General features: G+C 71.1%; 15 protein-coding genes and 1 pseudogene. 13 read left to right on the top strand and 3 right to left on the bottom strand.

What is annotated here, in order from left to right; all coding sequences use genetic code 11:
- Window positions 1–29 precede the first annotated feature (29 nt).
- Window positions 30–1,136, top strand: coding sequence for an amidohydrolase family protein (locus G3I53_RS22275; protein WP_164438699.1), 1,107 nt, complete (start codon window positions 30–32; stop codon window positions 1,134–1,136).
- A gap of 50 nt (window positions 1,137–1,186) precedes the next feature.
- On the opposite strand, the gene G3I53_RS22270 is transcribed toward G3I53_RS22275, so the two are convergent.
- The 3 genes from G3I53_RS22270 to G3I53_RS22260 all read right to left on the bottom strand — a co-directional run bounded on the left by G3I53_RS22270 (window position 1,187) and on the right by G3I53_RS22260 (window position 3,934).
- Complete coding sequence (locus G3I53_RS22270) at window positions 1,187–2,194, bottom strand: COX15/CtaA family protein (RefSeq protein WP_164337491.1); 1,008 nt, start codon at window positions 2,192–2,194, stop codon at window positions 1,187–1,189.
- Between the two features lie 64 nt (window positions 2,195–2,258).
- Window positions 2,259–3,029, bottom strand: coding sequence for an ABC transporter permease (locus tag G3I53_RS22265; RefSeq protein WP_164337492.1), 771 nt, complete (start codon window positions 3,027–3,029; stop codon window positions 2,259–2,261).
- Window positions 3,026–3,934, bottom strand: a complete 909-nt coding sequence (locus G3I53_RS22260) for an ABC transporter ATP-binding protein (RefSeq protein WP_164337504.1) — start codon at window positions 3,932–3,934, stop codon at window positions 3,026–3,028. Before G3I53_RS22260 ends, G3I53_RS22265 begins: the two co-directional genes overlap by 4 nt.
- A 241-nt stretch (window positions 3,935–4,175) precedes the next feature.
- On the opposite strand from G3I53_RS22260, the gene G3I53_RS22255 reads away from it, so the two are divergent.
- The 12 genes and pseudogenes from G3I53_RS22255 to G3I53_RS22200 all read left to right on the top strand — a co-directional run.
- On the top strand, window positions 4,176–4,889 hold the full coding sequence (locus tag G3I53_RS22255) for a metalloregulator ArsR/SmtB family transcription factor (RefSeq protein WP_164337493.1): 714 nt from the start codon (window positions 4,176–4,178) through the stop codon (window positions 4,887–4,889).
- Window positions 4,886–6,307, top strand: coding sequence for a Fe-S cluster assembly protein SufB (gene sufB / locus G3I53_RS22250; protein ID WP_164337494.1), 1,422 nt, complete (start codon window positions 4,886–4,888; stop codon window positions 6,305–6,307). The genes G3I53_RS22255 and sufB overlap by 4 nt, the downstream gene beginning before the upstream one ends.
- A 59-nt stretch (window positions 6,308–6,366) precedes the next feature.
- Window positions 6,367–7,548 (top strand): Fe-S cluster assembly protein SufD, encoded by a 1,182-nt coding sequence (sufD, locus tag G3I53_RS22245; RefSeq protein ID WP_164337495.1) that lies wholly within the window; start codon window positions 6,367–6,369, stop codon window positions 7,546–7,548.
- Entirely contained in the window at window positions 7,545–7,862 is a 318-nt protein-coding gene (locus G3I53_RS22240; RefSeq protein ID WP_164337496.1) for a non-heme iron oxygenase ferredoxin subunit, read from the top strand. Before sufD ends, G3I53_RS22240 begins: the two co-directional genes overlap by 4 nt.
- A gap of 7 nt (window positions 7,863–7,869) precedes the next feature.
- The gene (sufC, locus tag G3I53_RS22235; RefSeq protein ID WP_164337497.1) at window positions 7,870–8,655 is read left to right on the top strand and encodes a Fe-S cluster assembly ATPase SufC; all 786 of its coding nucleotides are present in this window, start codon (window positions 7,870–7,872) and stop codon (window positions 8,653–8,655) included.
- Window positions 8,652–9,908, top strand: coding sequence for a cysteine desulfurase (locus G3I53_RS22230; protein WP_164337498.1), 1,257 nt, complete (start codon window positions 8,652–8,654; stop codon window positions 9,906–9,908). Before sufC ends, G3I53_RS22230 begins: the two co-directional genes overlap by 4 nt.
- A 14-nt stretch (window positions 9,909–9,922) precedes the next feature.
- On the top strand, window positions 9,923–10,387 hold the full coding sequence (gene sufU, locus G3I53_RS22225; RefSeq protein ID WP_164337499.1) for a Fe-S cluster assembly sulfur transfer protein SufU: 465 nt from the start codon (window positions 9,923–9,925) through the stop codon (window positions 10,385–10,387).
- A complete protein-coding gene (locus G3I53_RS22220; RefSeq protein WP_164337500.1) occupies window positions 10,384–10,716 on the top strand; it encodes a metal-sulfur cluster assembly factor in 333 nt (110 codons plus the stop codon). Before sufU ends, G3I53_RS22220 begins: the two co-directional genes overlap by 4 nt.
- A 130-nt stretch (window positions 10,717–10,846) precedes the next feature.
- Window positions 10,847–11,167 carry a multidrug efflux SMR transporter gene (locus G3I53_RS22215; protein WP_164337501.1) on the top strand — a complete coding sequence of 107 codons (321 nt, stop codon included), beginning with the start codon at window positions 10,847–10,849 and terminating at the stop codon, window positions 11,165–11,167.
- Window positions 11,167–11,739, top strand: coding sequence for a TetR family transcriptional regulator (locus G3I53_RS22210; protein ID WP_164337502.1), 573 nt, complete (start codon window positions 11,167–11,169; stop codon window positions 11,737–11,739). The genes G3I53_RS22215 and G3I53_RS22210 overlap by 1 nt, the downstream gene beginning before the upstream one ends.
- A gap of 73 nt (window positions 11,740–11,812) precedes the next feature.
- Window positions 11,813–12,808 carry a 2,3,4,5-tetrahydropyridine-2,6-dicarboxylate N-succinyltransferase gene (gene dapD / locus G3I53_RS22205; protein WP_164337503.1) on the top strand — a complete coding sequence of 332 codons (996 nt, stop codon included), beginning with the start codon at window positions 11,813–11,815 and terminating at the stop codon, window positions 12,806–12,808.
- 197 nt (window positions 12,809–13,005) lie between these two features.
- Window positions 13,006–13,287, top strand: a pseudogene (locus tag G3I53_RS22200) (haloacid dehalogenase type II); the annotation flags it as partial.

The following is a 13,287-nucleotide window of genomic DNA, read 5'->3' as shown; positions in this document are numbered from 1 at the left end:
AGCGCACGGTCCCGTCACGGGGAGCCCGGATGATCGACACGCCGTCCCTGGTGGACCAGTACTGCCACGGCGTCCTGCGCACGGAGCTGGGCCTCGGCACCTTCGAGGCCCAGCTGTCCCGCACCGAGGGCCCGCCCGCACCGGGCACCACCCTCTTCGACACCCAGACCGGCTTCGCGGTGCGCCGCTGGTGCCCGCCGCTGCTCGGCCTGGAACCGCACTGCCCGCCCGCCCGGTACCTCGCCCGGCGCCGGGAGCTGGGCGTCGCCGAGGCAGGGCGCCGGCTGCTGCGGGGCAGCGGCATCACCACCTACCTGGTCGACACGGGGCTGCCGGGCGACCTCACGGGCCCCGCCGAGCTGGCGGCCGCCGGGGACGCCGAGGCGCACGAGATCGTGCGCCTGGAACAGCTGGCCGAGCAGGTCGCCGACACCTCCGGCACCGTGGAGTCCTTCCTCGCCAACCTCGCCGAGTCGGTGCACGGCGCGGCCGCCCACGCCGTCGCCTTCACGTCCGTCGCCGGTCTGCGGCACGGGCTGGCCCTCGTCCCGGAGCCGCCCGGGCCGGGGGAGGTGCGGGGGGCGGCGGGGCGCTGGCTGGCGGCCCGGCCGGTCGGCGGCGAGCTGAGCGACCCCGTCCTGCTGCGGCACCTGCTGTGGATCGCCGTCGCCTCCGGCCGGCCGCTGCAACTGCACGCCGGGCTCGGTGACCCGGGCGCCCGCATCGACCGCACCGACCCGGTGCTGCTCAGCGACTTCGTGCGGGCCACCGCGGGACTGGGCACCGACCTGGTGCTGCTGCACGGCTACCCCTACCACCGGCACGCCGCCCATCTCGCCGGGGTGTTCCCCCACGTCTACGCGGACTCCGGGGCCGCCCTGGTGCGGACCGGGGCCCGTGCGGCGACCGTGCTCGCGGAGATCCTGGAACTCGCCCCGTTCGGCAAGATCCTCTTCTCCAGCGGCGCCCGCGGACTGCCCGAACTGCACGTCGTGGGCGCCCGGCTGTTCCGCGACGCGCTGGCCCGGGTGCTCGGCACCTGGGTCGCCGAGGGCGCGTGGGCGCTGCCGGACGCGGAGCGCGTGGCCGGCCTGCTGGCCGAGGGGAACGCACGGCGGGTGTACGGACTGGAGTGACCGACCGGGACCGGCGGCCCCCGCGGTGCCGGGGTGCCCGGAGCCTGCGGTCAGGCGTTGGTGAGCGTGGCCTCCGGCGACGGGCCCGGCACGTCGGGCGCCGCCTCGGGGCGCTCCCGCAGCGACATCAGCAGCCGTACGACCCAGATCCACATCACGCACGACCCGAACATGTGCAGGCCGACCAGCACCTCGGGGAGGTCGGTGAAGTACTGGACGTAGCCGATGACGCCCTGGAGCAGCAGGATGACGAACAGCTCACGCGTGCGGTGCAACGGCCCCCGGGGAGCGTCGACCGCCTTCAGCACGAACCACAGCGCGAACGTCAGCGTCACCACGATCCACGCCAGGACCGCGTGCAGCTTGCTGACCGTCTCCCAGTCCAGCGGCATCCGCTCGACCTCGCTGGAGTCGCCCGCGTGCGGCCCCGCACCGGTCACCACCGTGCCGACGGCGATCAGCAGCACCGCGGCGGCCACCAGGAACCACACCAGCTGCTGCACGGCCTTGCCGACGAGCGGCCGGGGCTCCCCGTCGCCCTCGCGGACCCGCTGCCACATCACCGTGGCCACCGCGATCAGCGCCGACGAGAGCATGAAGTGCGCCGCGACCGTGTACGGGTTCAGGCCGACCAGGACCACGATCCCGCCGAGGACGGCGTTGCCCATGACGATCCAGAACTGGGCCCAGCCCAGCCGGATCACGCCCCGCCGGGCCGGCTTCGCGGACCGCGCGGCCACGATCGCCCAGCCGACGGCCGCGCACAGCACGTAGGTCAGCAGACGGTTGCCGAACTCGATGACCCCGTGCACGCCCATCTCGCGGGTCGCGGTGATCGAGTCGTCGGTGCACTTGGGCCAGGTCGGGCAGCCGAGGCCCGAGCCGGTCAGCCGCACGGCGCCCCCGGTGACCACGATGACCACCGACATGACGAGCGCGGCGAGAGCCGCCCGCCGGACCGTCCGGGGATCCGGGGTCCAGCGTGCGGCGATGAAGGCGAGCGGGTTGCGCAGCGCGCTCTGGGCGTCGGCGCGGGTCACGTTTGGCACGCGTCCCATCGTAGGGCGCGGCTTGTGCACGCTTTCACGAGGGTCGTCCATGGGCATGGTGGCTCGGTCCCTCTCACTCCCAGCGGAAGAACTTCCCCGCGGCCGCGAGTCCCGCGACCGCCCACGCGGCGAGCACGGCCAGGCTGCCCCACGGCATCCCGGCCCCGTGCTGCAGGACGTCCCGCAGGCCCTCCGACAGCGCCGAGATCGGCAGCAGGCCGAGCACGCCCTGCGCCGCGTCCGGGAACTTGTCCAGCGGCACCACGACCCCGCCGCCGATCAGCAGCAGCAGGAACACCAGGTTGGCCGCGGCGAGGGTCGCCTCCGCCTTCAGGGTGCCCGCCATCAGCAGGCCCAGCCCGGAGAAGGCGGCGGTGCCCAGCACCAGCAGCAGGAACACCGCGAACGGGTTGCCCCGCGGCGACCAGCCGAGGGAGAGGGCGATCACGGCCACCAGGAGGACCTGGAGGATCTCGGTGACCAGGACGGACAGCGACTTGGCGGTCATCAGGCCCCAGCGGGGCAGCGGGGACGCGGCGAGCCGCTTCAGCACCCCGTAGCGCCGCTCGAAGCCGGTCGCGATGGCCTGCCCGGTGAACGCCGTCGACATCACGGCGAGCGCGAGGATGCCGGGGGCGAGGAAGTCCACCGCCCGCCCCTCACCGGTGTCGACGATGTCCACGGTGCTGAACAGCACCAGCAGCAGCGTCGGGATCACCACGGTGAGCAGCAGCTGCTCGCCGTTGCGCAGCAGCATCTTCGTCTCGAGCACCGCCTGCGCCGCGATCATCCGCGGCAACGGGGCCGCACCCGGCCGGGGCGCGTAGGTACCGGTCGCCGTCATGAGCGCAGCTCCTTGCCCGTCAGCTCCAGGAAGACGTCCTCCAGGGTGTGCCGTTCCACCGAGATCCGGTCCGGCATGACCCCGTTCTGCGCGCACCAGGACGTGACGGTGGCGAGCAGCTGGGGGTCGACCTTGCCGAGCACCCGGTAGGAGCCGGGGGCCGGTTCGTCGGCCGCCGTGTCCGGGGGCAGGGCCTTCAGCAGCGAGGCCACGTCCAGGCCGGGGCGCCCGCTGAAGCGGAGCGTGTTCTCGGCGCCGCCCCGGCACAGTTCCTCGGGGGAGCCCTGGGCGATCACCCTTCCCGCGTCGATGATCGCCACGTCGTCGGAGAGCTGCTCGGCCTCGTCCATGTGGTGGGTGGTGAGGATGACGGAGACCCCGTCGTCGCGCAGGTCGCGCACGAGGTCCCAGGTGGCGCGGCGGGCCTGGGGGTCGAGGCCGGCGGTCGGCTCGTCGAGGAACACCAGCTCGGGGCGTCCGACGACGGCCATCGCCAGGGCGAGCCGCTGCTGCTGGCCGCCGGACAGCCGCCGGTAGGAGGTGCGTCCGCAGGAACCGAGCCCGAGCCGTTCGATCAGCGCGTCCACGTCCAGTGGGTGCGCGTGCAGCTTCGCCACGTGCCGCAGCATCTCGTCGGCGCGCGCGCCCGAGTAGACGCCGCCGGACTGGAGCATCACGCCGATCCGGGGCCGGAGCGCGGCGGACTGCCGCAGGGGGTCGAGGCCCAGGACGCGCACCGTGCCGGAGTCGGGCCGCCGGTACCCCTCGCAGGTCTCGACGGTGGTCGTCTTGCCCGCGCCGTTGGGTCCGAGCACGGCGGTCACACCCTGCCGGGCCACCAGGTCGAGGCCGTTCACCGCGGTCTTCGTGCCGTACCGCTTCACCAGGGCCTGGACCTGGACCACGGGCTCACTTCGCATGGGTCACGAGTCTAGGGAGGCGGCCGGTCCCCCCGGGCCGGGGGTGCGCAAACCCGTGCGGGAGGATCGTGACGCCGGCCGGACCGCGGGTGCCGCCACCGGCCTCTTTGATCGATCAAAGATCGTTTCCGCAGGTCGCGTTAGGTTTACCTAAGTGATGCAGCGCACGATCATGCCGTCCGGGCGCGGCTTGCCCGGGCCGGATGAATTACGCAACAATGGCGTTGTGAAAAACGTTGGCGAGGCTCCCCACGAGGAACTGGCAACCGGTGAGCGGTCCACCCGCAACCGCGTCGCCCGGTCCATCCTGGACCACGGCCCGTCGACCGTCGCCGAGCTGGCCCAGCGCCTGGGGCTCACCCAGGCCGCTGTGCGCCGGCACCTGGACGCCCTGGTCACGGACAACGTCGTGGCCGCACGCGAGCGACGGGTCTACGGCGCGCGCACGCGCGGACGCCCGGCCAAGGTGTTCGCGCTCACCGACTGCGGCCGGGACGCGTTCGACCAGTCCTACGACAAGCTGGCCGTGGACGCACTGCGCTGGATCGGCGAGAAGGAGGGCGGCGGTGACGCGATCACCGCGTTCGCCCGCGCACGGATCGCCGCCCACGCGGACGCGTACCGGGCGGCGGTCGAGGCCGCACCCCCCGAGGAGCGGACGGAAGCGCTGGCCAGGGCCCTGAGCGCGGACGGGTACGCTGCGACGGCGCGCAGTGCACCGGTCGGCGAGCAGCTCTGCCAGCACCACTGCCCCATCGCCCACGCCGCCGAACAGTTTCCGCAGCTGTGCGAGGCCGAGACGGAATTTTTCGCCGAGCTCCTCGGTACGCATGTGCAGCGGCTGGCGACCATCGCCCACGGCGACGGCGTCTGCACGACGTACATCCCCAAGATTTCCCACCACGCACCTGCAAGCACGTCCGGGAGGAACCCCGCATGACTCTCCCCACGGAGACTGCCCACCCCGAGCTCGAAGGCCTGGGCAAGTACGAGTACGGCTGGGCCGACTCCGACGAGGCCGGCGCTGCTGCCAAGCGTGGTCTCAACGAGGACGTCGTCAAGGACATCTCGTCGAAGAAGGACGAGGCGGAGTGGATGACCAAGCTCCGCCTCAAGGGCCTGCGCCTGTTCGAGAAGAAGCCCATGCCGAACTGGGGCTCGGACCTGTCGGGCATCGACTTCGACAACATCAAGTACTTCGTGCGCTCCACGGAGAAGCAGGCGCAGTCCTGGGAGGACCTGCCCGAGGACATCAAGAACACCTACGACAAGCTGGGCATCCCGGAGGCGGAGAAGCAGCGCCTGGTCGCCGGTGTCGCCGCGCAGTACGAGTCGGAGGTCGTCTACCACCAGATCCGTGAGGACCTGGAGGAGCAGGGCGTCATCTTCCTGGACACCGACACCGCCCTGAAGGAGCACCCCGAGCTCTTCAAGGAGTACTTCGGCACGGTCATCCCGGCCGGTGACAACAAGTTCGCCGCGCTGAACACGGCCGTGTGGTCCGGCGGCTCCTTCATCTACGTGCCGAAGGGCGTGCACGTGGAGATCCCGCTCCAGGCCTACTTCCGGATCAACACCGAGAACATGGGCCAGTTCGAGCGGACCCTGATCATCGTCGACGAGGGTGCCTACGTGCACTACGTCGAGGGCTGCACCGCGCCGATCTACAAGTCGGACTCGCTGCACTCCGCGGTCGTCGAGATCATCGTCAAGAAGAACGCCCGCTGCCGCTACACGACCATCCAGAACTGGTCGAACAACGTCTACAACCTGGTCACCAAGCGCGCCGTGGCCTACGAGGGCGCGACCATGGAGTGGGTCGACGGCAACATCGGCTCCAAGGTGACGATGAAGTACCCGGCCGTCTACCTCATGGGCGAGCACGCCAAGGGCGAGACCCTGTCCATCGCCTTCGCCGGCGAGGGACAGCACCAGGACGCGGGCGCCAAGATGGTCCACATGGCCCCGAACACCTCGTCCAACATCGTCTCCAAGTCGGTGGCCCGCGGCGGTGGCCGCACCTCCTACCGCGGCCTGATCGAGATCGGCGAGGGCGCCCCGGGCTCCAAGTCCAACGTGCTCTGCGACGCGCTGCTGGTCGACACGATCTCCCGCTCGGACACCTACCCCTACGTGGACGTCCGCGAGGACGACGTGTCCATGGGCCACGAGGCGACCGTCTCCAAGGTCTCCGAGGACCAGCTCTTCTACCTGATGAGCCGCGGTCTGAGCGAGGACGAGGCGATGGCCATGATCGTGCGCGGCTTCGTCGAGCCGATCGCCAAGGAGCTGCCGATGGAGTACGCCCTCGAGCTCAACCGGCTGATCGAGCTCCAGATGGAAGGCGCGGTCGGCTAGCCACCGGCGCCGTTCCGTCAAGCCCCCTTACGCAAAGGAAAGCGAGCACTACGACAGCCATGGCTGAGGCTCCTAACATCCCGGTCGGTTCCGCGACCGCTGGTTCGATCGCGGTGGCCGCCGAGTCGACCGTCGCCACCCGCATGAGCGCTCCCCCGTCCTTCGACGTGGCGGACTTCCCCGTCCCCCACGGCCGCGAGGAGGAGTGGCGGTTCACCCCGCTGGAGCGGCTGCGCGGGCTGCACGACGGCACCGCCACCGCCGACGGCGGCATCAAGGTCGCCGTCCAGGCGCCGGAGGGCGTCGTCGTCGAGACGGTCGGCCGGGACGACGCGCGGCTCGGCCGCGCCGGCACCCCGGTGGACCGCGTCGCCGCCCAGGCGTACTCCGCCTTCGAGCAGGCCTCGGTCGTGACCGTGCCCAAGGAGGCCGTCCTCACTGAGCCGATCCGCATCGCGGTGCACGGCGAGGGCGGCACCGCCTACGCCCACCAGGTCATCGAGCTCGGCGCCTTCGCCGAGGCCGTCGTGGTCATCGACCACACCGGCGACGCGGTGCTCGCCGCCAACGTCGAGTTCGTGCTCGGCGACGGCGCCAAGCTGACCGTCGTCTCGGTCCAGGACTGGGACGACAAGGCCGTGCACGCCGCCCAGCACAACGCGCTGGTCGGCCGCGACGCCACCTTCAAGTCCGTCGTCGTCACCTTCGGCGGCGACGTCGTCCGACTGCACCCGCGGGTCGCCTACGCCGGCCCCGGCGGTGAGGCCGAGCTGTTCGGCCTGTACTTCACCGACGCCGGCCAGCACCAGGAGCACCGCCTCCTGGTCGACCACAACGTCCCGCACTGCAAGTCGAACGTCGTCTACAAGGGCGCGCTCCAGGGCGACGACGCGCACGCCGTGTGGATCGGCGACGTCCTCATCGAGGCCGCGGCCGAGGGCACCGACACCTACGAGATGAACCGCAACCTGGTGCTCACCGACGGCGCCCGGGTCGACTCCGTGCCCAACCTGGAGATCGAGACCGGTGAGATCGTCGGCGCCGGCCACGCCTCCGCGACCGGCCGCTTCGACGACGAGCAGCTGTTCTACCTGATGGCCCGCGGCATCCCGGAGAAGGACGCCCGCCGCCTGGTGGTGCGCGGCTTCTTCGCCGAGCTGGTCCAGCAGATCGGCGTCGCCGACCTCGAGGAGCGCCTGATCGCCAAGATCGAGGAGGAACTGGAGGCGGCGGTCGGATGAGCTTCGTACGCGCCTGCGGGCTGAGCGAGCTGGAGGAGGACACCCCCAAGCGGGTGGAACTCGACGGCACGCCGGTCTCCATCGTGCAGACCTGCGGGGAGGTGTTCGCGATCAACGACATCTGCTCGCACGCGAACGTGTCCCTGTCGGAGGGCGAGGTGGACGACTGCCACATCGAGTGCTGGCTGCACGGTTCGCGTTTCGACCTCCGCTCCGGCAAGCCCGACGCCCTCCCGGCGACCCGCCCCGTTCCCGTATACCCCGTAAAGATCGAAGGGGACGACGTGCTCGTCTCCGTCACCCAGGAGTCCTGAGGCACCCATGGCAACGCTTGAAATCCGAGACCTGCACGTCACCGTCGAGGCCGACAACGCCACGAAGGAAATCCTCAAGGGCGTCGACCTCACCGTGAAGCAGGGCGAGACGCACGCCATCATGGGCCCCAACGGCTCGGGCAAGTCGACGCTCGCCTACGCGCTCGCCGGTCACCCCAAGTACACCGTCTCCAGCGGCTCCGTGACCCTCGACGGCGAGGACGTCCTGGAGATGTCCGTCGACGAGCGCGCCCGCGCCGGCGTGTTCCTCGCCATGCAGTACCCGGTCGAGGTCCCCGGTGTCTCGGTCTCCAACTTCCTGCGCACCTCCGCCACCGCGATCCGCGGCGAGGCCCCCAAGCTGCGCACCTGGGTGAAGGAGGTCAAGGAGGCCATGGAGCGCCTCAACATCGACCCGGCCTTCGCCGAGCGCAACGTCAACGAGGGCTTCTCCGGCGGTGAGAAGAAGCGCCACGAGATCCTCCAGCTGGAGCTGCTCAAGCCGAAGGTCGCCGTCCTCGACGAGACCGACTCCGGCCTGGACGTCGACGCCCTGCGCATCGTGTCCGAGGGCGTCAACCGGGTCCGCGAGTCCGGTGACGTGGGCACCCTGCTCATCACGCACTACACGCGCATCCTGCGCTACATCAAGCCCGACCACGTCCACGTGTTCGCCGACGGCCGTATCGTCGAGTCCGGCGGTGCCGAGCTGGCCGACAAGCTGGAGGCGGAGGGCTACGAGGCATACACGAAGCGCGACGGAGTCGACACGAAGGGTGGCGCATCCGCGTGACATTGCTGCCGGGCCTCCTCGACACCGAGGCGATCCGCAAGGACTTCCCCGTCCTGGACCGTCAGGTCCACGACGGCCGGAAGCTCGTGTACCTGGACAACGCGGCGACCTCGCAGAAGCCGCGCCAGGTGCTGGACGCACTCAGTGAGTACTACGAGCGCCACAACGCCAACGTCCACCGCGGTGTGCATGTGCTCGCCGAGGAGGCCACGGCGCTGTACGAGGGCGCGCGCGACAAGGTCGCCGCGTTCATCAACGCGCCCAGCCGCGACGAGGTGATCTTCACCAAGAACGCCTCCGAGTCGCTCAACCTCGTGGCGAACATGCTCGGCTGGGCCGACGAGCCCTACCGCGTGGACCACGAGACCGAGATCGTCATCACGGAGATGGAGCACCACTCCAACATCGTGCCGTGGCAGCTGCTCGCGCAGCGCACCGGAGCGAAGCTGAAGTGGTTCGGCCTGACCGACGACGGCCGGCTCGACCTGTCCAACATCGACGAGGTCATCACCGAGAAGACGAAGATCGTCTCCTTCGTGCTGGTCTCCAACATCCTGGGCACCCTCAACCCGGTCGAGGCGATCGTCCGTCGCGCCCAGGAGGTCGGCGCGCTCGTCTGCATCGACGCCTCCCAGGCCGCCCCGCACATGCCGGTCGACGTGCAGGCGCTCCAGGCCGACTTCGTGGCCTTCACCGGCCACAAGATGTGCGGTCCGACCGGCATCGGCGTCCTGTGGGGCCGCCAGGAACTGCTGGAGGACCTGCCTCCGTTCCTCGGCGGCGGCGAGATGATCGAGACCGTGTCGATGCACTCGTCGACCTACGCGCCCGCCCCGCACAAGTTCGAGGCGGGCACCCCCCCGATCGCGCAGGCGGTCGGCCTCGGCGCGGCGATCGACTACCTCCAGGCCATCGGCATGGACAAGATCCTCGCCCACGAGCACGCGCTCACCGAGTACGCCGTCAAACGGCTGGGCGAGGTCCCCGACCTGCGCATCATCGGCCCCGCCACGGCCGAGGACCGCGCGGCGGCGATCTCCTTCACCCTCGGGGACATCCACCCGCACGACGTGGGTCAGGTCCTCGACGAACAGGGCCTCGCGGTCCGGGTCGGCCACCACTGCGCCCGCCCGGTCTGCCTCCGGTACGGAATTCCTGCGACCACGCGAGCGTCGTTCTATCTGTACTCCACGCCGGCCGAGATCGATGCTCTGGTCGACGGACTGGAGCACGTACGGAACTTCTTCGGCTGAGGGGCTGGCTGGGCGTGAAGCTGGATTCGATGTACCAGGAAGTCATCCTGGACCACTACAAGAACCCGCACGGGCGGGGCTTGCGGGATGGCGACGCCGAGGTGCACCACGTCAACCCGACGTGCGGTGACGAGATCACCCTGCGGGTCAAGTACGACGGCACGACCGTCCGGGACGTCAGCTACGAGGGGCAGGGCTGCTCGATCAGCCAGGCGAGCGCCTCCGTGCTGAACGAACTGCTGGTCGGCAAAGATCTGACCGACGCACAGCGGGTCCAGGAGACCTTCCTGGAGCTGATGCAGTCCAAGGGGAAGATCGAGCCGGACGACGCGATGGAGGAGATCCTGGAGGACGCGGTCGCGTTCGCCGGGGTCTCCAAGTACCCGGCCCGGGTGAAGTGCGCCCTCCTCAGCTGGATGGCGTGGAAGGACGCGACGGCCCAGGCTCTGGGCTCCGACGCCGAAAGGACAACGGCATGAGCGAGACCGTGCAGATGAAACCGGCCTCGGAGGAAGAGGTCCGCGAGGCCCTGATGGACGTCGTCGACCCCGAACTGGGCATCGACGTCGTCAACCTCGGCCTGATCTACGGCGTCCACGTCGACGACTCGAACGTGGCGACCATCGACATGACCCTGACCTCGGCGGCCTGTCCGCTGACGGACGTCATCGAGGACCAGGCCAAGTCCGCCACGGACGGCCTGGTCAACGAGCTGCGCATCAACTGGGTCTGGATGCCGCCGTGGGGCCCCGACAAGATCACGGACGACGGCCGTGAGCAGCTGCGGGCGCTCGGCTTCAACGTCTGAGACCCCGCACCGCGCACGACCGCACGACGGCCCCCGGCGATCCCGCCGGGGGCCGTCGTCGTGCCCGGACACCCTCTCGGCAGGCCCTGGGTATGTACGCACGTCCACATCGATGGGTACGCTTGTACACATGGGATATCTGCTGCTGGCCGGCGCCATCGCCGCCGAGGTGGGCGCCACCACCGCCATGAAGTACAGCGACGGCTTCAGCAGGCTCTGGCCCTCGCTGCTGACGCTGGTCGGGTACGTGATCTCCTTCGGCCTCCTCGCGCAGACCCTGCGCACCGTCGCGGTCGGCACGGCCTACGCCATCTGGGCCGGGGTGGGCACCGCCGCCATCGCCACCATCGGCGTGGCCTTCATGGGGGAGGGCCTGACCGCGGTCAAGGCCCTCGGCATCGGCCTGATCATCGTCGGGGTGGTGGTGCTGAACCTGGGAGGTGCGCACTGATGGCCCGGCGCTACGACCCCGAGCGACGGCAGCGGATCATCGACGCGGCGATCCGGGTCGTGGGCCGGCGCGGCATCGCCGGGCTCACCCACCGCAGCGTCGCCGCCGAGGCCGACGTACCGCTCGGCTCCACCACCTACCACTTCAAGACCCTCGACGAACTGCTGGTCGCCGCCCTGCGCCAGGCCAACGAGGGCTTCGCCAAGGTGGTCGCGGCGCACCACGGGCTGCGGGACCCGCACACCGACCTCGCGTCCGAACTCGCCGCCGTGATGGGCGAGTGGCTGGCCGGCGAACGCACCGGCGTCGAGCTGGAGTACGAGCTCTACCTCGCCGCCCTGCGCCGCCCCGCCCTGCGCCCCGTCGCGGCCGAGTGGTGCGAGGGCGTCGCCGCCCAGCTCGCCCACCGCACCGACCCGGTCACGGCCCGCGCCGTGGTCGCCCTGCTCGACGGCATCTGCCTCCAGGTGCTGCTGACGGGCACGCCGTACGACGAGGACTTCGCACGCGACGTGCTGGCCCGGGTCCTGCCGCCCTCCGCCCCGCCGCCCGCCCCCGACGTCGCGGTATGACCGGAGGACCGGTACCCGAGACGCCCGGCCCACCGGTTCGCCTCCCCGGGCCCCGGCCGGTTAGGTTGCCCTCATGACCGACACGACTGCTCAGAGCCCTTCCGGCGCAGTGGCCGCCGGCCTCGCCACCATCGCCGCCGACGGAACCGTCCTCGACACCTGGTTCCCCGCGCCCGAACTGACCGCAGCGTCGGCCGAGGGGCCGTCCGGCACCGAGCGGCTGTCCGCCGAGCGGGCCGCGGAACTGCTCGGCGGGGGCGCCACGGCCGCGGCCGGCCCGGACGCCCGCCGGGGCGTCGAGGTGGTGGCGGTCCGCACGGTCATCTCCTCGCTCGACGAGAAGCCGGTCGACGCCCACGACGCCTACCTGCGTCTGCACCTGCTCTCCCACCGCCTGGTCCGCCCGCACGGGCTGAACCTCGACGGCATCTTCGGCTGCCTCGCCAACGTCGCCTGGACCTCCCTCGGCCCGGTCGCCGTCGACGACGTCGAGAAGGTGCGCCTCAACGCCCGCGCGGAGGGCCTGCACCTGGCCGTCACGTCCGTCGACAAGTTCCCCCGCATGACGGACTACGTGGCCCCGAAGGGCGTCCGCATCGCCGACGCCGACCGGGTCCGCCTGGGCGCGCACCTCGCCGCGGGCACCACGGTCATGCACGAGGGCTTCGTCAACTTCAACGCCGGCACGCTCGGCACCTCGATGATCGAGGGCCGCATCTCGGCCGGCGTGGTCATCGGCGACGGCTCCGACATCGGCGGCGGCGCGTCCACCATGGGCACGCTCTCCGGCGGCGGCGACGTCATCATCTCCATCGGCGAACGCTGCCTGATCGGCGCCGAGGCGGGCGTCGGCATCGCCCTCGGCGACGAGTGCGTGGTGGAGGCCGGCCTGTACGTCACGGCGGGCACCCGCATCACCATGCCCGACGGCGAGATCGTCAAGGCCCGCGTCCTCTCCGGCGCCTCCAACATCCTCTTCCGCCGCAACTCGGTCAGCGGCGCGGTCGAGGCCCGCCCCAACCACGCCAACTGGGGCGGCCTGAACGAGGTGCTGCACAGCCACAACTGACCGGCGGCGGCCGCGAGCTGCGGTATCCGCGACGACGGTCACGGCGAGCGCCCTTCCACGGCCCGAGGACGGCCCGGGAGGGCGCTCGTGCGTGCGGCGGGCGGCTTCGTCGAGGCCGGGAATCCGGACGGCCTCCGCAGGGTTCTCCGGGGCAGCGGTCACTGTCACGCCCCCGCCGCGCCCAGGAGGCCCCACCCATGGCACAGCCGGAGATCGATGCCGTCGTGGTCGACGTCCTCGGCACCCTCGTCGACGAACCCGCCGGCCTCCGGGCCGGACTGCGTGAACTGGCCCCGTCCCTCGACGCGTCCGGGATCGAGAAGCTCCTGTCGCTGTGGCAGCGGCACATCGCCCGCGAGCAGCGCGATGTCGTCGACGGGGTCCGGCCGTACGTTCCCAGCGATGTCCTGGACCTGGAGGCGGCCCGGCTCGCGGCCGACGCCGCCGGGGCCGGCGATCACGCCGCCGTGGCCGCCCTG

Source organism: Streptomyces sp. SID14436, assembly GCF_010548465.1.
Taxonomy (GTDB): Bacteria; Actinomycetota; Actinomycetes; order Streptomycetales; family Streptomycetaceae; genus Streptomyces.
This window is presented reverse-complemented; position numbering and strand designations above follow the sequence as displayed.

Bases quoted from the DNA above. Each gene is read 5' to 3' on its own strand.
- G3I53_RS22275 (WP_164438699.1), top strand. From the start codon at position 30: ATGATCGACACGCCGTCCCTGGTGGACCAGTACTGCCACGGCGTCCTG.
- G3I53_RS22270 (WP_164337491.1), bottom strand. From the start codon at position 2,194: ATGGGACGCGTGCCAAACGTGACCCGCGCCGACGCCCAGAGCGCGCTG.
- G3I53_RS22265 (WP_164337492.1), bottom strand. From the start codon at position 3,029: ATGACGGCGACCGGTACCTACGCGCCCCGGCCGGGTGCGGCCCCGTTG.
- sufB (WP_164337494.1), top strand. From the start codon at position 4,886: ATGACTCTCCCCACGGAGACTGCCCACCCCGAGCTCGAAGGCCTGGGC.
- sufD (WP_164337495.1), top strand. From the start codon at position 6,367: ATGGCTGAGGCTCCTAACATCCCGGTCGGTTCCGCGACCGCTGGTTCG.
- G3I53_RS22240 (WP_164337496.1), top strand. From the start codon at position 7,545: ATGAGCTTCGTACGCGCCTGCGGGCTGAGCGAGCTGGAGGAGGACACC.
- sufC (WP_164337497.1), top strand. From the start codon at position 7,870: ATGGCAACGCTTGAAATCCGAGACCTGCACGTCACCGTCGAGGCCGAC.
- G3I53_RS22220 (WP_164337500.1), top strand. From the start codon at position 10,384: ATGAGCGAGACCGTGCAGATGAAACCGGCCTCGGAGGAAGAGGTCCGC.
- G3I53_RS22215 (WP_164337501.1), top strand. From the start codon at position 10,847: ATGGGATATCTGCTGCTGGCCGGCGCCATCGCCGCCGAGGTGGGCGCC.
- G3I53_RS22210 (WP_164337502.1), top strand. From the start codon at position 11,167: ATGGCCCGGCGCTACGACCCCGAGCGACGGCAGCGGATCATCGACGCG.
- dapD (WP_164337503.1), top strand. From the start codon at position 11,813: ATGACCGACACGACTGCTCAGAGCCCTTCCGGCGCAGTGGCCGCCGGC.